This is a genomic window from Micromonospora sp. DT43, assembly GCF_049841645.1.
GTDB lineage: Bacteria > Actinomycetota > Actinomycetes > Mycobacteriales > Micromonosporaceae > Micromonospora.
On record NZ_JBNCKR010000012.1, the window covers coordinates 123358 to 140773 of the forward strand.

At 72.9% G+C, this 17416-nt stretch carries 15 protein-coding genes; 7 read left to right on the top strand and 8 right to left on the bottom strand.

The annotated features are described in order from the left end of the window. Positions 1-52 precede the first annotated feature (52 nt). The 4 genes from ACLQ26_RS25230 to ACLQ26_RS25245 form a co-directional block, all read right to left on the bottom strand. The gene (locus ACLQ26_RS25230; protein WP_425746788.1) at positions 53-1390 is read right to left on the bottom strand and encodes an acetyl-CoA carboxylase biotin carboxylase subunit; all 1338 of its coding nucleotides are present in this window, start codon (positions 1388-1390) and stop codon (positions 53-55) included. Positions 1391-1486: 96 nt separating this feature from the next. Further along, positions 1487-2086: a TetR/AcrR family transcriptional regulator gene (locus ACLQ26_RS25235; protein WP_007454080.1), complete on the bottom strand. Its 600-nt coding sequence runs from the start codon at positions 2084-2086 to the stop codon at positions 1487-1489. Positions 2087-2201: 115 nt separating this feature from the next. Beyond that, the gene (locus ACLQ26_RS25240; RefSeq protein ID WP_425746789.1) at positions 2202-5087 is read right to left on the bottom strand and encodes a hypothetical protein; all 2886 of its coding nucleotides are present in this window, start codon (positions 5085-5087) and stop codon (positions 2202-2204) included. Between the two features lie 2 nt (positions 5088-5089). Continuing rightward, positions 5090-6877 (bottom strand): HSP90 family protein, encoded by a 1788-nt coding sequence (locus ACLQ26_RS25245; RefSeq protein ID WP_425746865.1) that lies wholly within the window; start codon positions 6875-6877, stop codon positions 5090-5092. Between the two features lie 121 nt (positions 6878-6998). On the opposite strand from ACLQ26_RS25245, the gene ACLQ26_RS25250 reads away from it, so the two are divergent. Beyond that, positions 6999-8258, top strand: a complete 1260-nt coding sequence (locus ACLQ26_RS25250) for an MFS transporter (protein ID WP_425746790.1) — start codon at positions 6999-7001, stop codon at positions 8256-8258. A 5-nt stretch (positions 8259-8263) separates the two neighbouring features. Here ACLQ26_RS25250 and ACLQ26_RS25255 read toward each other — a convergent pair whose 3' ends face one another. Continuing rightward, complete coding sequence (locus ACLQ26_RS25255) at positions 8264-9415, bottom strand: FAD-dependent oxidoreductase (protein ID WP_425746791.1); 1152 nt, start codon at positions 9413-9415, stop codon at positions 8264-8266. A 107-nt stretch (positions 9416-9522) separates the two neighbouring features. Between ACLQ26_RS25255 and ACLQ26_RS25260 the strand changes: the two genes are divergently transcribed. From ACLQ26_RS25260 to ACLQ26_RS25270, 3 genes are all read left to right on the top strand, one after another. Continuing rightward, positions 9523-10104, top strand: coding sequence for a TetR family transcriptional regulator (locus tag ACLQ26_RS25260; RefSeq protein ID WP_425746792.1), 582 nt, complete (start codon positions 9523-9525; stop codon positions 10102-10104). Positions 10105-10172: 68 nt separating this feature from the next. Beyond that, positions 10173-10715 (top strand): SigE family RNA polymerase sigma factor, encoded by a 543-nt coding sequence (locus ACLQ26_RS25265; RefSeq protein WP_425746793.1) that lies wholly within the window; start codon positions 10173-10175, stop codon positions 10713-10715. Further along, complete coding sequence (locus ACLQ26_RS25270) at positions 10712-11893, top strand: hypothetical protein (protein WP_425746794.1); 1182 nt, start codon at positions 10712-10714, stop codon at positions 11891-11893. The genes ACLQ26_RS25265 and ACLQ26_RS25270 overlap by 4 nt, the downstream gene beginning before the upstream one ends. Before the next feature lie 39 nt (positions 11894-11932). On the opposite strand, the gene ACLQ26_RS25275 is transcribed toward ACLQ26_RS25270, so the two are convergent. Then, positions 11933-12835, bottom strand: a complete 903-nt coding sequence (locus tag ACLQ26_RS25275; RefSeq protein ID WP_266247570.1) for a sulfurtransferase — start codon at positions 12833-12835, stop codon at positions 11933-11935. Between the two features lie 204 nt (positions 12836-13039). Between ACLQ26_RS25275 and ACLQ26_RS25280 the strand changes: the two genes are divergently transcribed. Further along, a complete protein-coding gene (locus ACLQ26_RS25280) occupies positions 13040-13444 on the top strand; it encodes a hypothetical protein (protein WP_425746795.1) in 405 nt (134 codons plus the stop codon). A gap of 138 nt (positions 13445-13582) precedes the next feature. Here ACLQ26_RS25280 and ACLQ26_RS25285 read toward each other — a convergent pair whose 3' ends face one another. Then, positions 13583-14029 carry a hypothetical protein gene (locus tag ACLQ26_RS25285; protein WP_425746796.1) on the bottom strand — a complete coding sequence of 149 codons (447 nt, stop codon included), beginning with the start codon at positions 14027-14029 and terminating at the stop codon, positions 13583-13585. Positions 14030-14031: 2 nt separating this feature from the next. Further along, positions 14032-14799 carry an SGNH/GDSL hydrolase family protein gene (locus ACLQ26_RS25290; RefSeq protein ID WP_425746797.1) on the bottom strand — a complete coding sequence of 256 codons (768 nt, stop codon included), beginning with the start codon at positions 14797-14799 and terminating at the stop codon, positions 14032-14034. A 410-nt stretch (positions 14800-15209) separates the two neighbouring features. Here ACLQ26_RS25290 and ACLQ26_RS25295 point away from each other — a divergent pair, with 410 nt between their 5' ends. Together ACLQ26_RS25295 and ACLQ26_RS25300 are read left to right on the top strand one after the other, a co-directional pair. Then, positions 15210-16259 carry a transporter substrate-binding domain-containing protein gene (locus tag ACLQ26_RS25295; protein ID WP_425746798.1) on the top strand — a complete coding sequence of 350 codons (1050 nt, stop codon included), beginning with the start codon at positions 15210-15212 and terminating at the stop codon, positions 16257-16259. After that, positions 16145-17350: a hypothetical protein gene (locus ACLQ26_RS25300; protein WP_425746799.1), complete on the top strand. Its 1206-nt coding sequence runs from the start codon at positions 16145-16147 to the stop codon at positions 17348-17350. Before ACLQ26_RS25295 ends, ACLQ26_RS25300 begins: the two co-directional genes overlap by 115 nt. The last annotated feature ends 66 nt before the right edge of the window (positions 17351-17416 follow it).

Below are 17416 nucleotides of genomic sequence, written 5' to 3' on the forward strand. Positions count from 1 at the left end.
CCTGACGCAAATCTCTTGATCACCGAGGGCAGGGGCGCGGGGCGGGTGGGGGTCAGCGCATGCGGGAGACGATGCCTGTGTCGTAGGTGCCGTCGAGGAACTCGTCGTTCTCCAGCAGCTCGGCGAAGAAGGGCAGGTTGTTCTTCGGGCCCTCGATCTGGAACTCGGCGACCGCAGCCTTCGCGCGTTCGATCGCCTGCTCACGGGTGTCACCGCTGAGGATCAGCTTGGCCAGCAGGCTGTCGTAGAACGGGGTGACGGTGTTGCCCTCGGTGTAGCCGGAATCCACCCGGACGCCCGCGCCGGTCGGCTCCACCCAGGTCCTGACCACGCCGGGGCCGGGCAGGAAGCGCTTCGGGTCCTCGGCGTTGATCCGCAGCTCGATGGCGTGCCCGCTCGGCGCGAGCGCGTCCGGGTCGAACGTCGGGGCCAGGCCGGCGGCCACCCGCAACTGCTCCTCAACCAGGTCGATGCCGTAGACGTACTCGGTCACCGGGTGCTCCACCTGCAGCCGGGTATTCATCTCCAGGAAGAAGAACTCGTTCGTAGTCGGGTCGAGCAGGCACTCCACGGTGCCCGCATTGCGATAGCCGACCGCCTCGCCGGCCCGCACGGCCGCCGCCAGGAGGCGAGCGCGCAGCTCCGGCGAGACCGCCGGGGACGGCGACTCCTCGACCAGCTTCTGGTTGCGCCGCTGCACCGAGCACTCCCGCTCGCCGAGCGCCACCACCCGGCCGTCGGCCAGGCCGAGGATCTGCACCTCGACGTGGCGTACCCGGGGGAAGTACCGCTCGATCAACACCGAACCGTCGCCGAACATCCGTTCGGCGAACGCGCGCACCTTGTCGTACTCGATGCGCAGCGCGGCCTCGTCGACTGCCACGCCCATGCCCATACCGCCGCCACCGGCGGCGGCCTTGACCATCACCGGGTAGCCGATCTCCGCGGCGGCGGCGACCGCCGCGTCCAGATCGGCGGCCGGGTCGGTCGTGCCGGGCGCGACCGGGACCCCGGCCGCGGCCATCAGGTTCCGAGCATTGATCTTGTCGCCCATCGCGGTGATCGCGTCCGCGCCGGGCCCGACCCAGATCAGCCCGCTCGCCTCGACGGTACGGGCGAACTCGGCGTTCTCCGACAGGAAGCCGTAGCCGGGGTGGATGGCCTGGGCGCCTGTCGACTTCGCGGCGGCGAGGATCGCCTCGACGTTGCGGTAGCTCTGCGCCGGGTTCGGGGGGCCGATGAGGACTGCCTCGTCCGCCTCGGCGACGAAGGGCAGGTCGGCGTCGGCCTCCGAGTACACCGCGATCGCGCGGATGCCGAGCCGCTTGGCGGTCCGGATGACCCGGCGGGCGATCTCGCCGCGATTGGCGACCAGCAGTGACTCGATCATGTTTCCTCCCGGCGTCCGGATGTTGGGACGATGCCAGGGAACCATGACCGGCCCACCCCTGACGAGCCGGGGCTCAGGCGAGCAGCGCGGCCCGGCTCAGGCGAGCAGCGCGGCCAGGGTCGCGCCGCGCAGCAGCTCGGCGCGACGGCGGCGGTCCACCTCGCCGCCGAGGAACGGTGTCGAGTTCATCAGGCCGAACGCGGCGTGCGCCAGCACCCGCGCCTCGCCGTCGGGCATGCCCGGGTGCAGCGCGGTGAGCACCGTCACCCACTCCTCGACGTACATCCGCTGGAGGCGGCGGATCCGTCGTCGTGGCTCCTCCGGCAGGCGGTCCAGCTCATGCAGGTGCAGCGCGATCACCGCCGGGTTGGCCAGCGCGAACTCGACGTGGAAGTCGATGAGCGACTCCAGCACGCCGCGCGGGTCGTCCGGATGCCCGGCGGCGCGTTCCCGGCCGCCGGCCAACAGCCCCTCGCTGACCGGGATCAGCGCGGCGGCAAGCATCGCCTCCTTGCCGGCGAAGTGGTGGTAGAGCGCCGGGCCGGTCACCCCGGCCGCCGCACCGATGTCGTCCATCGACACGCCGTGGTAGCCACGGGCGGCGAACAGACCGACCGCGATCTCCAGGATCTCGTCCTTGCGGGACCGGCGCCGGCCCGCACCCGCCGCACCCCGTGCCTGCTGCTCCACCGTCACCGGACAAGCGTAGACCGCGAGCAGAACGCGGTGGGGCGGCGGTTACCGCTCTTCTCGCGCACGCCGCGCCGCCGGCCGACACCACTCGGGTGGAACCGGCCGGTCGGCGCAGAGGTCACTCGTCCGGGTCGAGGTCGTGCTCCGCCCGCAGCGCGGCGGCCTCCGTCTCTCGATCCAGCAGGTCCAGAGCGCGGGCCAGCAGCCAGGCCGTCTGGCGGACCGGCCGCGAACCCACCGGGAGCCCTCCGAGTACGCGACGCAGCAGCGGTTCCGCCTCGGCCGGCCGATCCAGGCGCAGCAGCAGCTCGCCGACGAGGACCTCCACCTGGGCCGCCTCACCGAACGCCTCGATCGACCGCAGCCGGTCCGGCACCCCGGCGAGCCGGGCCAGCGCCTCGTCCGGCCGCTCCTCCCCGACCAACACCCGCGCACCGGCCTCGGCCGCCATCGCCAGCTCGTACGTCACAGGCGGCTCCTGATCCGGCTGCCCGGCGAACGTCGTCGCCAGCCCGTCCACCTGCTCGACGGCACGTACCGCCGCCGGCCGGTCGTCCGCCCAGAACCAGGCGTACACCTCCCGCCGGCGGGCACGCAGTTCGTCCAACGGCAGGTCGGCGAGCCGGTACGCCGTGGCCGCGGCAGCGAACCGCTCGGCGGCGACGGCGTCCCGGTCGGCGTCGTACAGGATCCCGCCGGCCTCCTCAAGCACCTGGGCCCGGTGCGGGAGGTTGTCCGGGCCGTCCAGGTTGGTGGCCAACTGCTCCAGCAGGGCCAGCGCCGGATCGATCTCGCCGAGTCCGGCGTACACACCGGCCAGCAGGTGCCGGCAGCGGTCGGCCTCCGCCTGGGCGCCCAGCCGGTGCAGGCCGAGCACGGCCTCCTCGGCAACCTCGGCCGCCTCGGCGAGGCGACCCACCACCCGGTACGCGTTCGCCAACTCCCAGCGCAGGAACGCGTCCCCCTCGGCACCGCGCTCCACGCACAGCGTCACCGCCTCGACGAAGTCGTCGACCGCGTCGGCGGCCCGGCCGGCGGAGAGCAGCGCTCGGGCGCGCGCGACCCGGACCGGCAGCTCCGCGTCCGCCGGTGCCACCCGCAGCGCCTCGTCACAGGCTGCCACCGCCTCCGCCGGGTCGTCGACCGTCCGCGCACGGGCCAGGCAGGCCGCGGTGACCAACTCGTCGATGCCCAGCTCGCGGCCGAGCCGGCGAGCCTGCTCGGCGGCGGCGCGGGCCTCGTCGACGCGGTCGGACTGCTCGAAGAGGTGTGCTCGGTGCAGGGCGATCCGAGCCGCCAGGTGCCTGTCGCCGCCCGCGTCGGCAGGTGCCCGGTCCAGCGCCGCGAGGGCGTCCGACCACCGTTGCCGGTGTAGCAGCGCCAACGCCAGCCGGTCGTGCGCCGCGGCCCGCTGGCGGGCGTCCCCGAGCCGGTCGAGCACCTCGGCGGCCTCCCGGACCAGGGTGAGCCCCTCCTCGGCGTGCTCGTCGGCCCGGGTCAGCAGCACACCGAGCCGCCCGGCGATCACCTGGGTGGGCACCTCTTCGCCCGTCGAGCGGTACAGGTCCAGCGCCGCCCGGTTCAGCTCGACCGCGCCCTCGATGTCGTCCTCGTCGCCGCGCTCGGCGGCCCGCAGCGCCAGCCGGTGCGCGACCGTCCGCGTCGGCAGGTCGGCGGTGCCGAACCGTTCGTCGCACGCGGCCAGCGCCGCCTGGAACGTGGCCCGGTCGTGTCGGCCCCAGCTCTCCTCGGCGAGGGTCAGCAACTCGTCCGCGTCCGCGTCCGCGGGCACGGTCACGGTGGACGGCTCGGCCCGCTCCCGACCCCGCCGGTCGGCGGGCACCTGCGCGCCCGCGGGCAGCGGAAGTGTCGGTTCGTCCCCGGTCGGACGGGCCGGACGGCGGCGGACGCTCGCGGAGAGCGGCAGGTGCTCGCCGCCGGGACGTACGGCGAGCCGGCGGGCGATCCACTCCGACTGGTGGGTGGTGCCGTTGCGGGCGTCGAAGCGGGCGGCCAGCCCGGTCGCGCTGGCTGCCAACTCGTCGGCCAGGGTCGGCGCGGGCACCTCGGCAGCCGGCCGACCCTCGGCGGCCCGGCGGTACACAGTCGCCGTACCCGCCTGACGCAGCGCGGCGGCGGCCGTCGCCGCGAAGTGCATCGCCGCTGCCGGCGACGGCGGCCGGTCCAGCCAGTCCAGGTGCCGCTCGACCAGCTCGACCGCCCGCGCCTCGTTGCCGGTGAGCGTGCAGAACTCGATGTGGTCGCCGATGTCCCACAGGTCGGCGAGGTTGCCGCGCAGCTTGCGGTACGCCTCCCGGTGCGCGTCGCGCGCCGAGGAACCCCGGCCGGTACGCAGATAGGGCAGCAGGAGCGCCGTGAGGATCGCCTGCGGCTGCTCGGTGCAGGTAAGCCTGCCGGCGAGCACCGGCTCGGCGAGCGCCACCGCCTCGGCGTCCCGCCCGGTGTCGGCGAGGTAGCCCACCTGGCTCGTCGGGTCACAGCCGGCGCAGTCGGACAACTCGTCGCGGGGCGTGGTCTGCCACAGCCGGTACCAGTGCGCGGCGGCGTCGGCGTCGCCCACGTGGTCGGCGACCCGGAAGCGGTGCTTGTGGACGGTCTGCAGGCTGTGCCCGCCGGCCCGGTAACGCCGCTCCATGTCGTCGAGCACCGCGTACGTGCGGTCCAGCGGCACCTCGGGGAACTTCAGCAGGCCCGACACCATGTACTTGAAGTGCCACAGCAACTGGTGCAGGTGGCGCTGGTGGTAGGGCTGCGGGTCGCGGTCGAACTCGGACAGGCACCAGGAGAAGGTCACGAACGACTTCGCCGGCTCACCGCCGTAGACATACCCGGTGGTGGCCTGCATCCGGCTGACGAAGGCGAGGTGCCTGTCGTCGGCGGCGTCCACCCGGCGCAGCAGTTGCTCCAGCGCCGCGATCTGCCCCGCCCCGTACGGCATGTCGGCGATGCCACGCAGCACCCGCCACAGGTCCTCGTCGCTCATTGTCACTCCCGTCCCGGCACGGCCCGGCCGAGCAGGCCGAGGAAGGAATCGTTCAGCAGTGCGGCGTCGGCCGCGCGGATCGGATGGTGGCCGAGCAGCAGCGCCTGCCCGTACAGCGCCTCGATGGCGAGCCCGACCAGCTCCGGGTCGCCGAGCGACGTGACCCGCCGGACCAGCGGATTACGGTGGTTGAGCACCAGTTGCGGGCGGTCCGGTGGGGCGGTGGCGGCGAGCGCGTCCAGCACCCCGCCCCACAGCTCGTCGGCCCGGTCACGGCTGGCGGCGAGCTGGTCGTTGAACGCCGCCGACCGGCTCACCAGATAGAGCGCGGGCAGCGAGACCGGGTCGTACGCCCGGATGACCACCTCGCAGCCGGAGCGTTCGACGGCCCGCTGCGCGGCGGTGAGGAACGGCCGAAGCGCGAGCTCCACCTGCGGATCGAGGGCCTCGAACCGGGTGGTGAGGTCGCTCGGCTCCAGCCGCTCGATGAGCACCGACCGGTCCACGGCCGGCAGCCGCTCGATCAGCTCGGTGTCGTACGTGTAGCCGGCGTTCACCACAGCCAGGTCCTGCGCGGCGGCCACCGCGGCGAGTTGGCGGAACTCGTCGAGGCTTGCCGCGTAGCGGAGCACCCCGTGGCGTTCCCGGAACTCGGCGAGAGTGAGCGTGCCGACGTTGGTGTCCATCGGCCACCACCTGTCGACCAGCCGGAGCATCTCGTCGTCGTGCAGCGCCAACGCCTTCACGCCGAGGTGGTGCACCTGGAGGAACTCGGCCAGCCGGTGCGGGTCGTGCCGCGCCAGCCGGACCAGCCAGCCGCGTACCTGGTCGCCGAGCGCCTCCCGGGTCGCGGTCAGCAGGGTGTCCTCGTAGAGCGCCTCACGGCTGGCCGTCGGGCGCAGCTCGGTCGCGTCGACCACGCAGTGCGCGAAGAACGCCCAGTCCGGCAGCAGACCGTCGGCGTTCTCGGTGAGCAGCATCCGCTTGAGGTAGACGCGGTGCCCGGCCCGGGCCGCCGGGTTCACAGGCGTGGGCAGGATGACGGCGACGCCGGTCAGCCCAGCCTCCGGCACGGCCAGGGGCAGCACGTCGAACGGTTCCACGCCGAGCGTCTCCCGGGCGTACCGGATCAACGCCGCCCGGTCGAGCGGCGCCCCCGGCGCGGTCGACCACGGCGGTTCGCCGGTGGTGGTGACCGTGTCGCCGACCCGGACGGTGACCGGCAGCAGCGAGCCGAAGAGACGCGCCAGGTCGGTGACGGTCGGGGTGGCGAGCCACTTGTCGGCGTCGCGGCGGGGCACGAGCGTGACAGTGGTGCCCGGCTCGGAGCGGGCGGCCTCCGGCGGTGCCACTGTCACCGCGTAGCGACCGTCGGCGTACCCCGTCCACCGAACCGTGGGGTTGTCGCCGTTGCGGGTGAGCACCTGGATCTCGTCGGCCACCAGGAAGCAGGAGAGCAGGCCGATGCCGAACTGGCCGAGGAACTCGTGCCGGGAGAAGCCCAGCTGGTCGCGCTTGGAGCTGCGTCCGATGGTGGCCAACAGCTCGTGCACCTGCGCCTCGGTCAGGCCGACGCCTGTGTCGTGCACGCGCAGGGTGCCGTCGCCGGTGAGCTCCGGTGGCTCGATGCGGACCAGCGCCGGCGCGTCCGGCTCGGTCGTACGCCGGGCGGTGATCGCGTCCACGGCGTTCTGGAGCAGCTCACGGACGTACACCCGTGGGCTGCCGTAGAGGTGATGACTGAGCAGGTCGACCACGCCACGCAGGTCGACCTGGAAGGTGTGGTCCACGCCTGAGTTCTCCCCGGTCCCGATGCCGGCGCCCACCGTACCGATGATCACCGACTGCCCGCGTCCCCCTTTCGCCCGGCGGCTTGACCCTCGACCCGGTCGAACCGGCACGGTCGGCGCCATGACCTCCTCCGCTCTGGGCCGGGACTTCCGGCTGCTCTGGTCCGCCGCCGTCTCGTCCCGGTTCGGGGATTCGCTGCGTACGCCGGCTCTGGCCCTGCTGGCCGCGGCACTGACCCGCGATCCCCGGATCATCGCGGCGGTCACCGTGGCCGGGCAGTTGCCCCCGCTGCTCTTCGGCCTGCTCGGCGGCGTGTACGCGGACCGCTGGGACCGGCGGCGGACGATGGCAGTGGTCGACGGGGTACGCGCGGCGGTGGTGGCGGCGCTGGCGGTGACGGTCGTCCTCGACCGGGCGGCCGTGGTGACGCTCCTGGCTGCCGCGTTCCTCCTCGCCGCGCTGGGCACCCTCTTCGACTCGGCCTCGTTCGCGCTGCTGCCCACGGTCGTGCCGCCGGCCGCGCTGCCAAGGGCGAACGGGCGGCTCCAGGCGGGAAGCGCGGTGGCCGGCGGTTTCCTCGGCGCGCCGGCCGCAGGCGTCCTCTTCGCCACCGCTCCCGCCCTGCCGTTCGCGCTGGACGCCGTCACGTTCGCGGTGGCGGCCCTGCTCGTGCTGGCCCTCACTCCGCCTGCCGCCGTGGGCACCGGGCCGGCGATCCGACGCGGCTCGGTGTGGAGCGAGATCGTCGAGGGGACGCGCTGGCTGCGCGGGCACCGGACACTGTGGCGGGTCACCCTGCTGGCCGCCGCGTGCAACCTGGCGATCAGCGGACTCATGGCGGTGCTCGTGCTCTACGCCCTGGACGTGCTGCGGGTGCCGCCGGCCGGCTACGGGCTGTTCGCTGCGGGCGCGATTCTCGGCGGCGTGGTGGGGGCGCTCGGGGCGGGCCGCCTCGCCGCCCGGCTCGGCACTGTTCCCGCGCTGCGGGTGGTGCTCGCGGCGCAGACCGTCGCGCTTGTCGGCTTCGCGCTGGCCCGGCAACCGGTGCCGGGCGGGATCGCGCTGGCCGTCTTCGCCGCCGGCACCGTCGTGTGGAACAGCCTGTCGGCGTCGTACGGGCAGCGGCACGTGCCGGGCGGGCTGCTCGGTCGGGTGGGTGCCGCACAGCGGATGGTCGGGTTGCTCACCGCCCCGATCGGCGCGACGCTCGCCGGGCTGGCCGCCGCCGCGTACGGGACGGTACCGGTGGCGGTCGCGGCGGCCGGCACGTTCACGCTTGTCACGCTGGCGGCGTGGTGGACGCTTCGGCCGGTCGCGTCGGTGCCGACGGCCGTAGCGCCCACCGGCGACGGGGCAGTGGCCCGCCACCCGTCGCGGTGAACGACTCAGCCCTGTTCCCGGTGCGACAACCCGGACAGGCGTAGCGCGACCCGCCGACGGGCCGGTGGGACGGCGCCGACCAGCCGCAGCAGCCCGTCGCGGACCGGGCGGCGGGCCGGGGAGGCGGTGGCCATCCGGGTCAGCCCGGCGGCGAAGCTCAGCACGTCCTCGGCCATCGGGCGTTGCCTGGCGCTGTAGTCGTCCAGAAGCGTCTCCGGGCCACCGCCGAGCACGTCGGCAAGGGCGGTACCGACGGCCACTGCATCGCAGATGCCGAGGTTCATGCCCTGCCCACCGGCGGGGCTGTGCACGTGCCCGGCGTCGCCGGCCAGCAGCACCGGTCCGGACCGGAAGGTGTCGGCGATCCGGTGCCGCACCAGGAATCGGGAACCCCAGAGCACGTCGGTCACCCGGTCGGGCCGCCGCGCCGGGCCGCGCTCGTCGAGGAGCGCCTGGAGGTACGCCGCGTCCGGCTCACGCGGCGCCGTCGGAACGGCGGCGACCAGCCGGACCACCCCGTCCGGCATTGGCGCCCAGACCAGCGGCCCGGGGCGGGCGAGGAACAGCGCCGCCTCGTCGCGGGGCAGCACGCTTTCCACCCGCACGTCGGCGAGCACGAAGGATTCCTCGTCACCGGGGCCGGCGAAGCCGATGCCGGCCGCCCTCCGGACCGTGCTGTGCAGGCCGTCCGCGCCTACCACGTACCGGGCGCGCAGATCGGCATCGTCGACCCGCGCGAGCACCCCGTCGCCGGTCGGGGTCAGGTCGGTCAGCCGGCACGGCCGCCGCACCCGGACGCCGAGGTCGGCCAACCGGGCGACGAGCACGGCCTCGGTGACCGCCTGGGAGACGAGCAGCGCGTAGGGGAACCGGGACGGCAGTCGGTGGAACGGGACCGACAGCAGCGTCCGGTCCCGGTCGCGGACAGTGAAACGCGGCGCACGCACCCCCTGGGCCACCAGCGGCGCCGCGACGCCGATCCGGTCCAGCACCTCCAGGGTGTACGCGTGCACGACTGCCGCGCGGGACGTCTGCGGTGGTTCGGCCTGCTGGTCCAGCACTGTCACGTCGACCCCGCGACGGGCCAGCGTCAGTGCGGTGGCGAGGCCGGTCGGGCCGGCGCCCACCACCAGGACGTCGGTATTCGTGGGCAGCATGGCCACCTCCGGAACGACTGTTGCCAACGAGTGTTGGCAAACGCTCGTTGGCAACGCTAGGACCGCTGTCGTTGTGTGTCAACAGTCGTTGGCATACGGTCGTTGACATGACAGCGTCCACCCACCCGGCCCACCCCCGCCGCTCGGACGCCACCCGCGCGGCGATCCTGCGCGCCGCCCGCGAGCGGTTCGCCGCCGACGGCTACGAGCGCGCCACGATCCGGGCCATCGCCGCCGACGCCCGGATCGACCCGTCGATGGTCATGCGGTACTACGGCAGCAAGGAGGGGCTGTTCGCGGCGGCGGCCGAGTTCGACCTCCGCCTGCCCGACCTGACCGCCGTGCCGTCCGGGCAGCTCGGCGAGGTGCTGGTCCGGCACTTCCTCGCCAGGTGGGAGGGCGACGAGACGCTCGCGGCGCTGCTGCGGGCCGCCAGCACCAACCCGGGCGCCGCCGAGCGCATGCGCGGCATCTTCGCCGACCAGCTCACCGCGGCCGTGGCCACGTTCGGCACCGACCCTGCGCTGACCGCCAGACGTGCCGGCCTGGTGGCCAGCCAGATCCTGGGCCTCGCCATCACCCGCTACATCGTCCGGCTCCCACCGATGGTGGACATGGCCCCGGAGGAGCTGGTCTCCTGGATCGCACCGACCCTCCAGCGCTACCTGACCGGCCTGTCACAGACCTGACCCAACCTTTTACCCCTGCCCGTGCGTCTGTCGGGTGACGCGCACCGCGACGGCCGGAAGGGGTGCGGATGGGATCGACGGCGAACGAAGGCCGCGACGGCTACCTCGCCTTCGTGGAGAGCAACCAGCACCGGCTCCTGCGCGCGGCCTACCTGATCTGCGGCAACCGGCACCAGGCCGAGGACCTCCTCCAGGACGCCCTGCTGAAGTTGGCGCTGCGCTGGACCTCCGTCCGTGACGGCGATCCCGCCGCCTACGTTCGGACCATCCTCTACCGGGACGCGGTGTCGTGGTGGCGTCGGCGACGACGGGAGTGGCTCAGCGCCACGCCGCCGGAGCAGGTGGCCCCCGACCGTGACGGCGCGCTGCGGCTGACGCTGCACGACGCGTTGGGGCTGCTGCCGCCCCGACAGCGGGCCGTCCTGGTGCTGCGCTACTACGAGGACCTGACCGAGGTAGCCACGGCGGAGGCGCTCGGGGTGACCGTCGGCACCGTGAAGAGCCAGTGCCACATGGCGCTGCGCCGACTCCGCGAGGTGGCCCCCGATCTCACCGGCGACGGCCCGACCCGCTCCGGCGACCCGACCACCGGCCTGGAGGTGAACAGGTGAACGAGCAGGACCTACGCCACCTCTTCGCCGTCAGTGTGGAGGACGTGCTGCCCAGCAGGCCCGCGACGGCCGGTTGGGACCGGGCGCGACGCACCCGTCGCACCCGTCGCGCGGTAGGCGCGGCCGTCCTGGCCGTGGTGCTGGTCGGCGGCGCCACGGTGGCCGTCCGCCGGCCTTCGCCCAGTCCGCCCCTGAACCACACCGTGGCGCCGACAGTCGTCCCCACCCACGCCGGCCCGGTGCAGCGCCCGCCCGCCGAGCTGACCTTTCCCCCCGATCCGCTGAATCGGCTGACCGGCCCGGCGACCGTGCGACTGTCCAAGCAACCGGTCCAGCGGGCGCTGGCGCTGTTCCAGCCGGTGGACGAGGAGTACCACGCGGACGGGCCGGTTCGGATCCTCGGCGACGACGGCGTCGTCCGCAGTCTCGACGTGGTGACGCTGGCGCCCACTCGGGACGCCGACGGCAACGAGGCGACCGCCGTACAGCCGGGGGTGTTGTCGCCGGATGGCCGCTGGGCGGCCTTCGCGCAGACCAACGAGCTGATCATGATCGACCTCACCACGGCGGGCGTGCGCCGGGTTCCGCTCGCCGGCTACCTGGAGTTGGTGGTGTGGGCGCACGACCGGGTGCTGGTCGGCGGCAGCAACCGGACGTACGCGGTGGAGCGCGACACCGCGGCGGCGGGCACCATCGACGTGTCGGCCGGCAACGTGGTCACCCCCGATCCGGAGGCCGGCCGCGAGGCGGCGCTGATCGAGATGATCGGCCAACGGGGCAGCCTGATGCTGCGCAGCCGGGACGCCAACGACGCAGCGGTCCGCTCCGAGCAACGGATCACCGCCGACGTGCTGCCCCCGCCCTACGCGGTCAACGAGTTCTACGGCCAGGGCTGGCTGCACGGCGGCCGACTGGCGACGGCCGCCAGGATCACCAACAAGGAGATCGACGGCGCCGAGGGGGCGGCCGTGCTGGACTCCCGTACCGGCGCGGTGACCCACCTGCTCGACCTGGGCCGGGACCGCGCCAAGGGCTGCTGCCCGGTGTTGGGCTGGGACAACAAGGGCAACGTGCTGCTCGTCCTGGAGCCGGCAGCCCTGGCCCGCTGGGACCCGGAGACCGGCGAGATCACCGGAGTCATCCGTGATCTGCGCGGCGTGCTGGTGCTGGCCGGCTGAGGGTGTCGAACCCTCAGCCGGTCAGCTACCGGAGACCGGTCAGGCGGCGATGCCGCCGGGCTGGTCACCCTTGACCACGGGTGCCCGGACCAGGTTGCCCCACTCCGTCCACGAGCCGTCGTAGTTGCGCACCTGCGGGTAGCCCAGCAGGTGCCGCAGCACGAACCAGGTGTGGCTGGACCGCTCACCGATCCGGCAGTACGCGATCACGTCGTCGTCCGGGCTCAGCCCGAGCTGGTCGGCGTAGATGGCCTTCAGCTCGTCGGCGGACTTGAACGTGCCGTCCTCGTTCGCCGCGGACTTCCACGGCTTGCTGACCGCGCCCGGGATGTGCCCGCCGCGCAGCGCGCCCTCCTGCGGGTAGTCGGGCATGTGCAGCATCTCGCCCGTGTACTCGCCCGGGGATCGGACGTCGACAAGCGGCCGTCCCACTGCGATGTGCGCCATCACCTGCTCGCGGAACGCCCGCAGCGGCGCGTCGTCGCGCAGCGGCACCGGGTAGTCCGCGCGGGGCCGGGCGGGCTTGTCGCGGGTCACCTCGCGCCCCTCGGCGATCCACTTCTGCCGGCCGCCGTCGAGCAGCCGCACGTCCGCGTGGCCGAAGAGCGAGAACACCCAGAGGGCGTACGCGGCCCACCAGTTGAAGTTGTCGCCGTAGAAGACCACCGTGTCGCCCCGACCGATGCCCTTCGCGGCGCACATCTCGGCGAAGCTCGTCGCATCGAGGTAGTCCCGGGTCACCTGGTCGTTCAGATCGAGGTGCCAGTCGACCTTGACGGCGCCGGGAATGTGACCGGATTCGTAGAGCAGGACGTCCTCGTCGGACTCGACCACGACGAGGCCCTCGTCGCCCAGGTGCTGGGCCAACCACTCGGTGGTGACCAGCCGCTGCGGGTCGGCGTACGCCTGGAGGCGGGGATCAGGATCGTTCGGCACAGACATGATCCCCAAGGTACGCCGCCAGAACGCCCGGTGACCGGCCATCGGGCGTGACGTGGCGTTCACCGGGTTCGGTGCGACGAGCGGGACTGTTCCGAACTGCTCCGCACAGCTCAGGCCGTTCCCGCGTCACCGCTCGCCGTCCAGGCTTGGCGGCAGACCGAGGTGCCCACACGGAACGGCCTCATCACCCAAGGAGACAGCAAAGTGATCAAGAGAGTTGCATCGGGCGTCCTGGCCGTCGCGGCCACGGCAGCGGTCATCGGTACGCCCGGCATCGCCCAGGCGCAGGCCACGAGTCAGGCGGCCGCGGCGACCTCCTGCTACGCGGTCGCGGACGTGCCCTGGTACCGGAGCCCGAGCGTCTACGCCACAGGTCACATCTACTGCAGCCCCTGGGCCGACGCCGAGATCAAGGTAACGATCACCGCCAACGGCGCGAGCAAGGGTTCGACGTCGACGGGCTACGCGGCCCCGCACATCACCGACACGGCGGTCGGCCAGAACTGGACCGGCAACCAGGTGTGGTGCACGGTGGTCTCCGGCACCTACTACGCCAACGGGGGCTCCTACCCCGTCTACGACAGGGCGTGCGAGTCCGCCGGCTTCTAGCCGCGTTCGGGCCTGTGCCGCCACGGGCGAGGGCTGGCGTTCGACGGCGGCGGGTCGGAACGGGGGTCCGCCGGGATCGGGGTCGAACGGCGGGGGTGGGGGGTGAGCGTGGCCCGGGTGGTGCCGCCCGGGCCACGCTCAGGTGCGACGGTGGACGATCCGACCGGCGACCACTGTCACCAGGCAGGCGCCTTCGACGTCGTGCACCGTGAGGTCGGCCCGCCCGTCCGGACGCAGCGTCATTGCCACGGCGGTGGGCAGCACCAGCAGGTCGCTCCGGTCGACGGCGGCCCGCAGCGACGGGTCGGCCAGGTGCTCGGCCAGCACCGCCGTCACCCCGTGCCGCAGCAACGCGTGCACCCGCTCGCGCGGGGTGGGCGCCGTCGGCAGCGGGCCGTCGTGCAGCAGGCCCGGACCCAGCACGCCCTGCCATCGGCGTATCCGCACCCCCGCGTACGTCTCGCTCAGCTCGGCCAGCGGGCCCACCGCCTCGACCCGGCCGCCGCCGACCAGCACAGCCTGGCCCGGCACCTGTTCGCCGTCGGGGGTACGCCGGAGCAGCGGCGCGCTGTGCAGGGTGAGCACGCTCAGTCGGTGATCGGCCCGAGCAGCGGGCGCTTCGCGGTCACCGTGTCACCGGACGACCGACCGGTGAGCCGCCGCCTGATCCAGGGGGCCAGGTGCTGGCCGGCCCAGCGCAGGTCGGACGCGCGCGCGGCGAGCCACGGTGACGGCGCCGGATGCGGCGGGACCATCAGCCACTCCTCGTCGCAGCCCACGCCGAGCGCGTTCAGCACCTGCCCGGCGACCCGCCGGTGCCCGGCCGGGGAGAGGTGCAGCCGGTCGGTGCTCCAGAGCATCGGGTTGAGGAAGGTGTCGTCGGCGTACAGGTCGACCAGGATCGCGCCGTGCCGCTCGGCGGTCTCACCGACCGCCTGGTTGAGCAGCTCCACCCGGGGAGCCACGAGACGTTGACCGGGCAGTCGTGCCATCACGTCCGCGAATCGGAACAGCAGCACGTCCGCGCCGCCCGAGCGCAGCTGCCGGACGACCTCGTCGAAGCGGGATACCAACGTGTCCGGGTCGAAACTGCGCCGCAGCACGTCGTTGCCGCCGGCCGCGAAGCTGATCAGATCGGGCCGCATGGCCACCGCGGAGGGCACCTGCTCGGCCACCACGCTGGGGAAGAGCCGCCCCCGGATGGCCAGGTTCGCGTACCGGAAGTCGAGGCCCGCCTCGGCTGCCAGGCGGGTCGCCACCAGATCCGCCCAGCCCCGGTAGGTGCCGTCCGGGTACGCGTCGTCCATACCCTCGGTGAAGCTGTCCCCGACCGCGACAAAACTGCGCCAGCGCACCCCGCGTCCCCCTCACCCGTTGCCTGCGGCGACCAGTCTTCCACCGCAGGCACGGCCGACGGTGCCCCGACCGACCGACGTGGCGGAGGTCATGCGGCACGGGACCGACTCGGCCCGCCCTCCCTCGATCGAGCTTCCATGATCGACACGAGTTCGCCGAAATTGCGGTATCCGAGACGAGTTGATACCGCGACATCGGTGAACTCGTGTGGATCACCGCGGCATCAGTCGTCTATCCGGCTGGTGGCGGAGTGTCGTGGCTCGCATTCAGGCCCCACAATGGGGTCCGGTCACCGGACCGTGCCGTGGGGAGGGCCCAGTTGAGTCAGGCAAGCGAGCCGAGCCCCGCCGGGCCGGCCCCGGCGGCATCCACGTCGCCGCGCAACCCACGGACCCGTCAGATCCGGCTCGTGGGTCTCGTCGTCGCGCTGGCCGTCCTGGCCGCCGCCCTGGTCCCGATCGTCCTCGCGATGGGTCCGCCGACCAGAGACGAGTTGCTGGAAGACGCCCATCTCAAGGGAAAGCAGCAGCTCGTCATCGGCGTCAAGGACGACCAGCCGGGCATCTCGCTGAAGCTGCCGAACAACACCTGGAAGGGCTTCGACGTCGACATCGCGTACATGATCGCGGGGTACCTCGGGTTCGACCACTCCCAGGTGCGGTTCCTGCCGATCGAGAGCGAGGACCGAGCCCGCCGGCAGGCCCGGGACAATGACGGCTTCGTCACCGTCGACCTGGTCATCGCCTCGTACAGCATCAACGCGAAGCGTGAGGAGGAAGGCGCGGTCTTCTCCGCGTCGTACCTGCACACCGAGCAGTCGGTGGTGACCTTGGAGAGCTTCAAGGACCAGGTGAGCAGCCTGGAGGATCTGGCCGGACGGACGGTCTGCTCGCTCACCACCTCGACGTCGATCCAGCGGCTCGCTGAGGCCGGCGCGAAGCCGGTGGGCCGCAACCGGATCAGCGAGTGCTTCCAGGAGATGTACGACGGCAAGGTGGAGGCGGTCACCACCGACGCGGCGATCCTCGCCGGCTTCGTCACCGGGGACCGGGCGGGTGCCGACGGTCAACGCTTCCCGGTCACGCTGAAGAACGTGAAGCCACTCAAGCACTGGGACATCGGCTCGTCCCCGCGGGAGCGGTGGGGTGTCAACACCGGCCCCAACAAGGCGCTGCGCGACCTGGTCGACCTCGCGCTCTACGAGTCGGCCATGGACGAGAACAACTCGACCTGGGAGAACGCGTACAACGCCAACCTCCGTTGGCAGCAGGAGTACAACCTCCCGCAGCCGGTCGCGGAGCAGCAGCAACCCGATCCGAGGAAGGTGGAGGTGCGACAGTGGCCGTGGGAGAGGATCGCGCTGCCACCTCCGGCGTACCCCGGATCACCACCATCTCCGACAAGGCCGTCCGCCCGCGCCGGATGGCGGGGGCGCGGCAGGCGCAGCAGTGGCTGCTGACCCTCCTACCCACCTTCCCCGTCCTGCTCCTGGTGCTGCGACTGTGGCAGCTCAGTCAACAGGACATGTCCACGATGCTGCTGCTGGTCCAGTACGTCAGCCCACTCGGCCTGCTCAGCGCCCTGCTGATCGCCCTGGTGTGGGCGTTCCCCGTGGTCGTGCTCACCTTCGGCGTCCTCGGTCGGCTGCTCAGGCTCAGTGCTCCGGACCGGTTCGACCCGGAACGGTCCCTCCTGGCCTCGGGGACAGCACGCACCCCGGGCTGGGTGATCACCGCGGCCGTCGCGTTGGGGGCGCTCACCTGGCAGCTCCGCTTCCTGCCGTCGCTGCTGATGCTCGGCCTCTGGCTGCTGGCGCTTCGCACCCGCTACCTGCACCCCGACCAACCGACCCGGATCCTGGTGGTCAGCGTGGCCCTGCCGTTGGCCGCGGCGGTCCTTGCGTACACCGTGCTGGGCCCTGCCATCTGGGCGGCGTACCAGAATGACGAGCTCGCCACCGCCGCGTTGCTGGCGGTGCCGCCCGCCGCCACCCTGCTGCTCACCGGCCCGATCCCCGGCTGGATCGCCCCGACGCTTACCCACGGCCTGGCGTTCACTGTCGCCGCCGTGCTTCCGGTGGTGATGGGCGCGGTCTTCCTCCGGGTGCCGCTGCTGCCCACCGCCGCCGTTGAGGTGGTCCCGAAGGAATCGACCGCGACGGCCCCGGAGGCCTCCACCTCGCCATCCCCGGGCGGCACGGCCGCGCGCCCGTCGGAAGACACGGCCCCGGCCGGTCCGAGGAACGGCGGCGCGGCAAACCCCGACGGCCCCCCGTCGGCCGCCGACGGCCGGCAGGTGGTGCTCGGCGCGCTCATCGCGGTGACCGACACGTCGACGATCGTGCTGGACCGGACCGCCACCGTACGGTTCCTGCCCAACGGGTGGGTCGAGTCGCAGGTCCTCTGCCCGCAGCCGGCGGCGGTTCCGTACAGCCTGGTGTCGGTGCGTGGCTGGCCGGTGGAGGAGACCGCGCTGAACTGGATGATGCCCCGGCGGCCGGTGGTCGACCCGGACGTCCGCTGCGAAGGCCGCCTTCCCGGCGTCAGGTGACTCCAGCGGCAACCTGCCGTCGGGCGGCAGAATTGGATCGTCGGGTCGGGACTCGCGGTACTAATC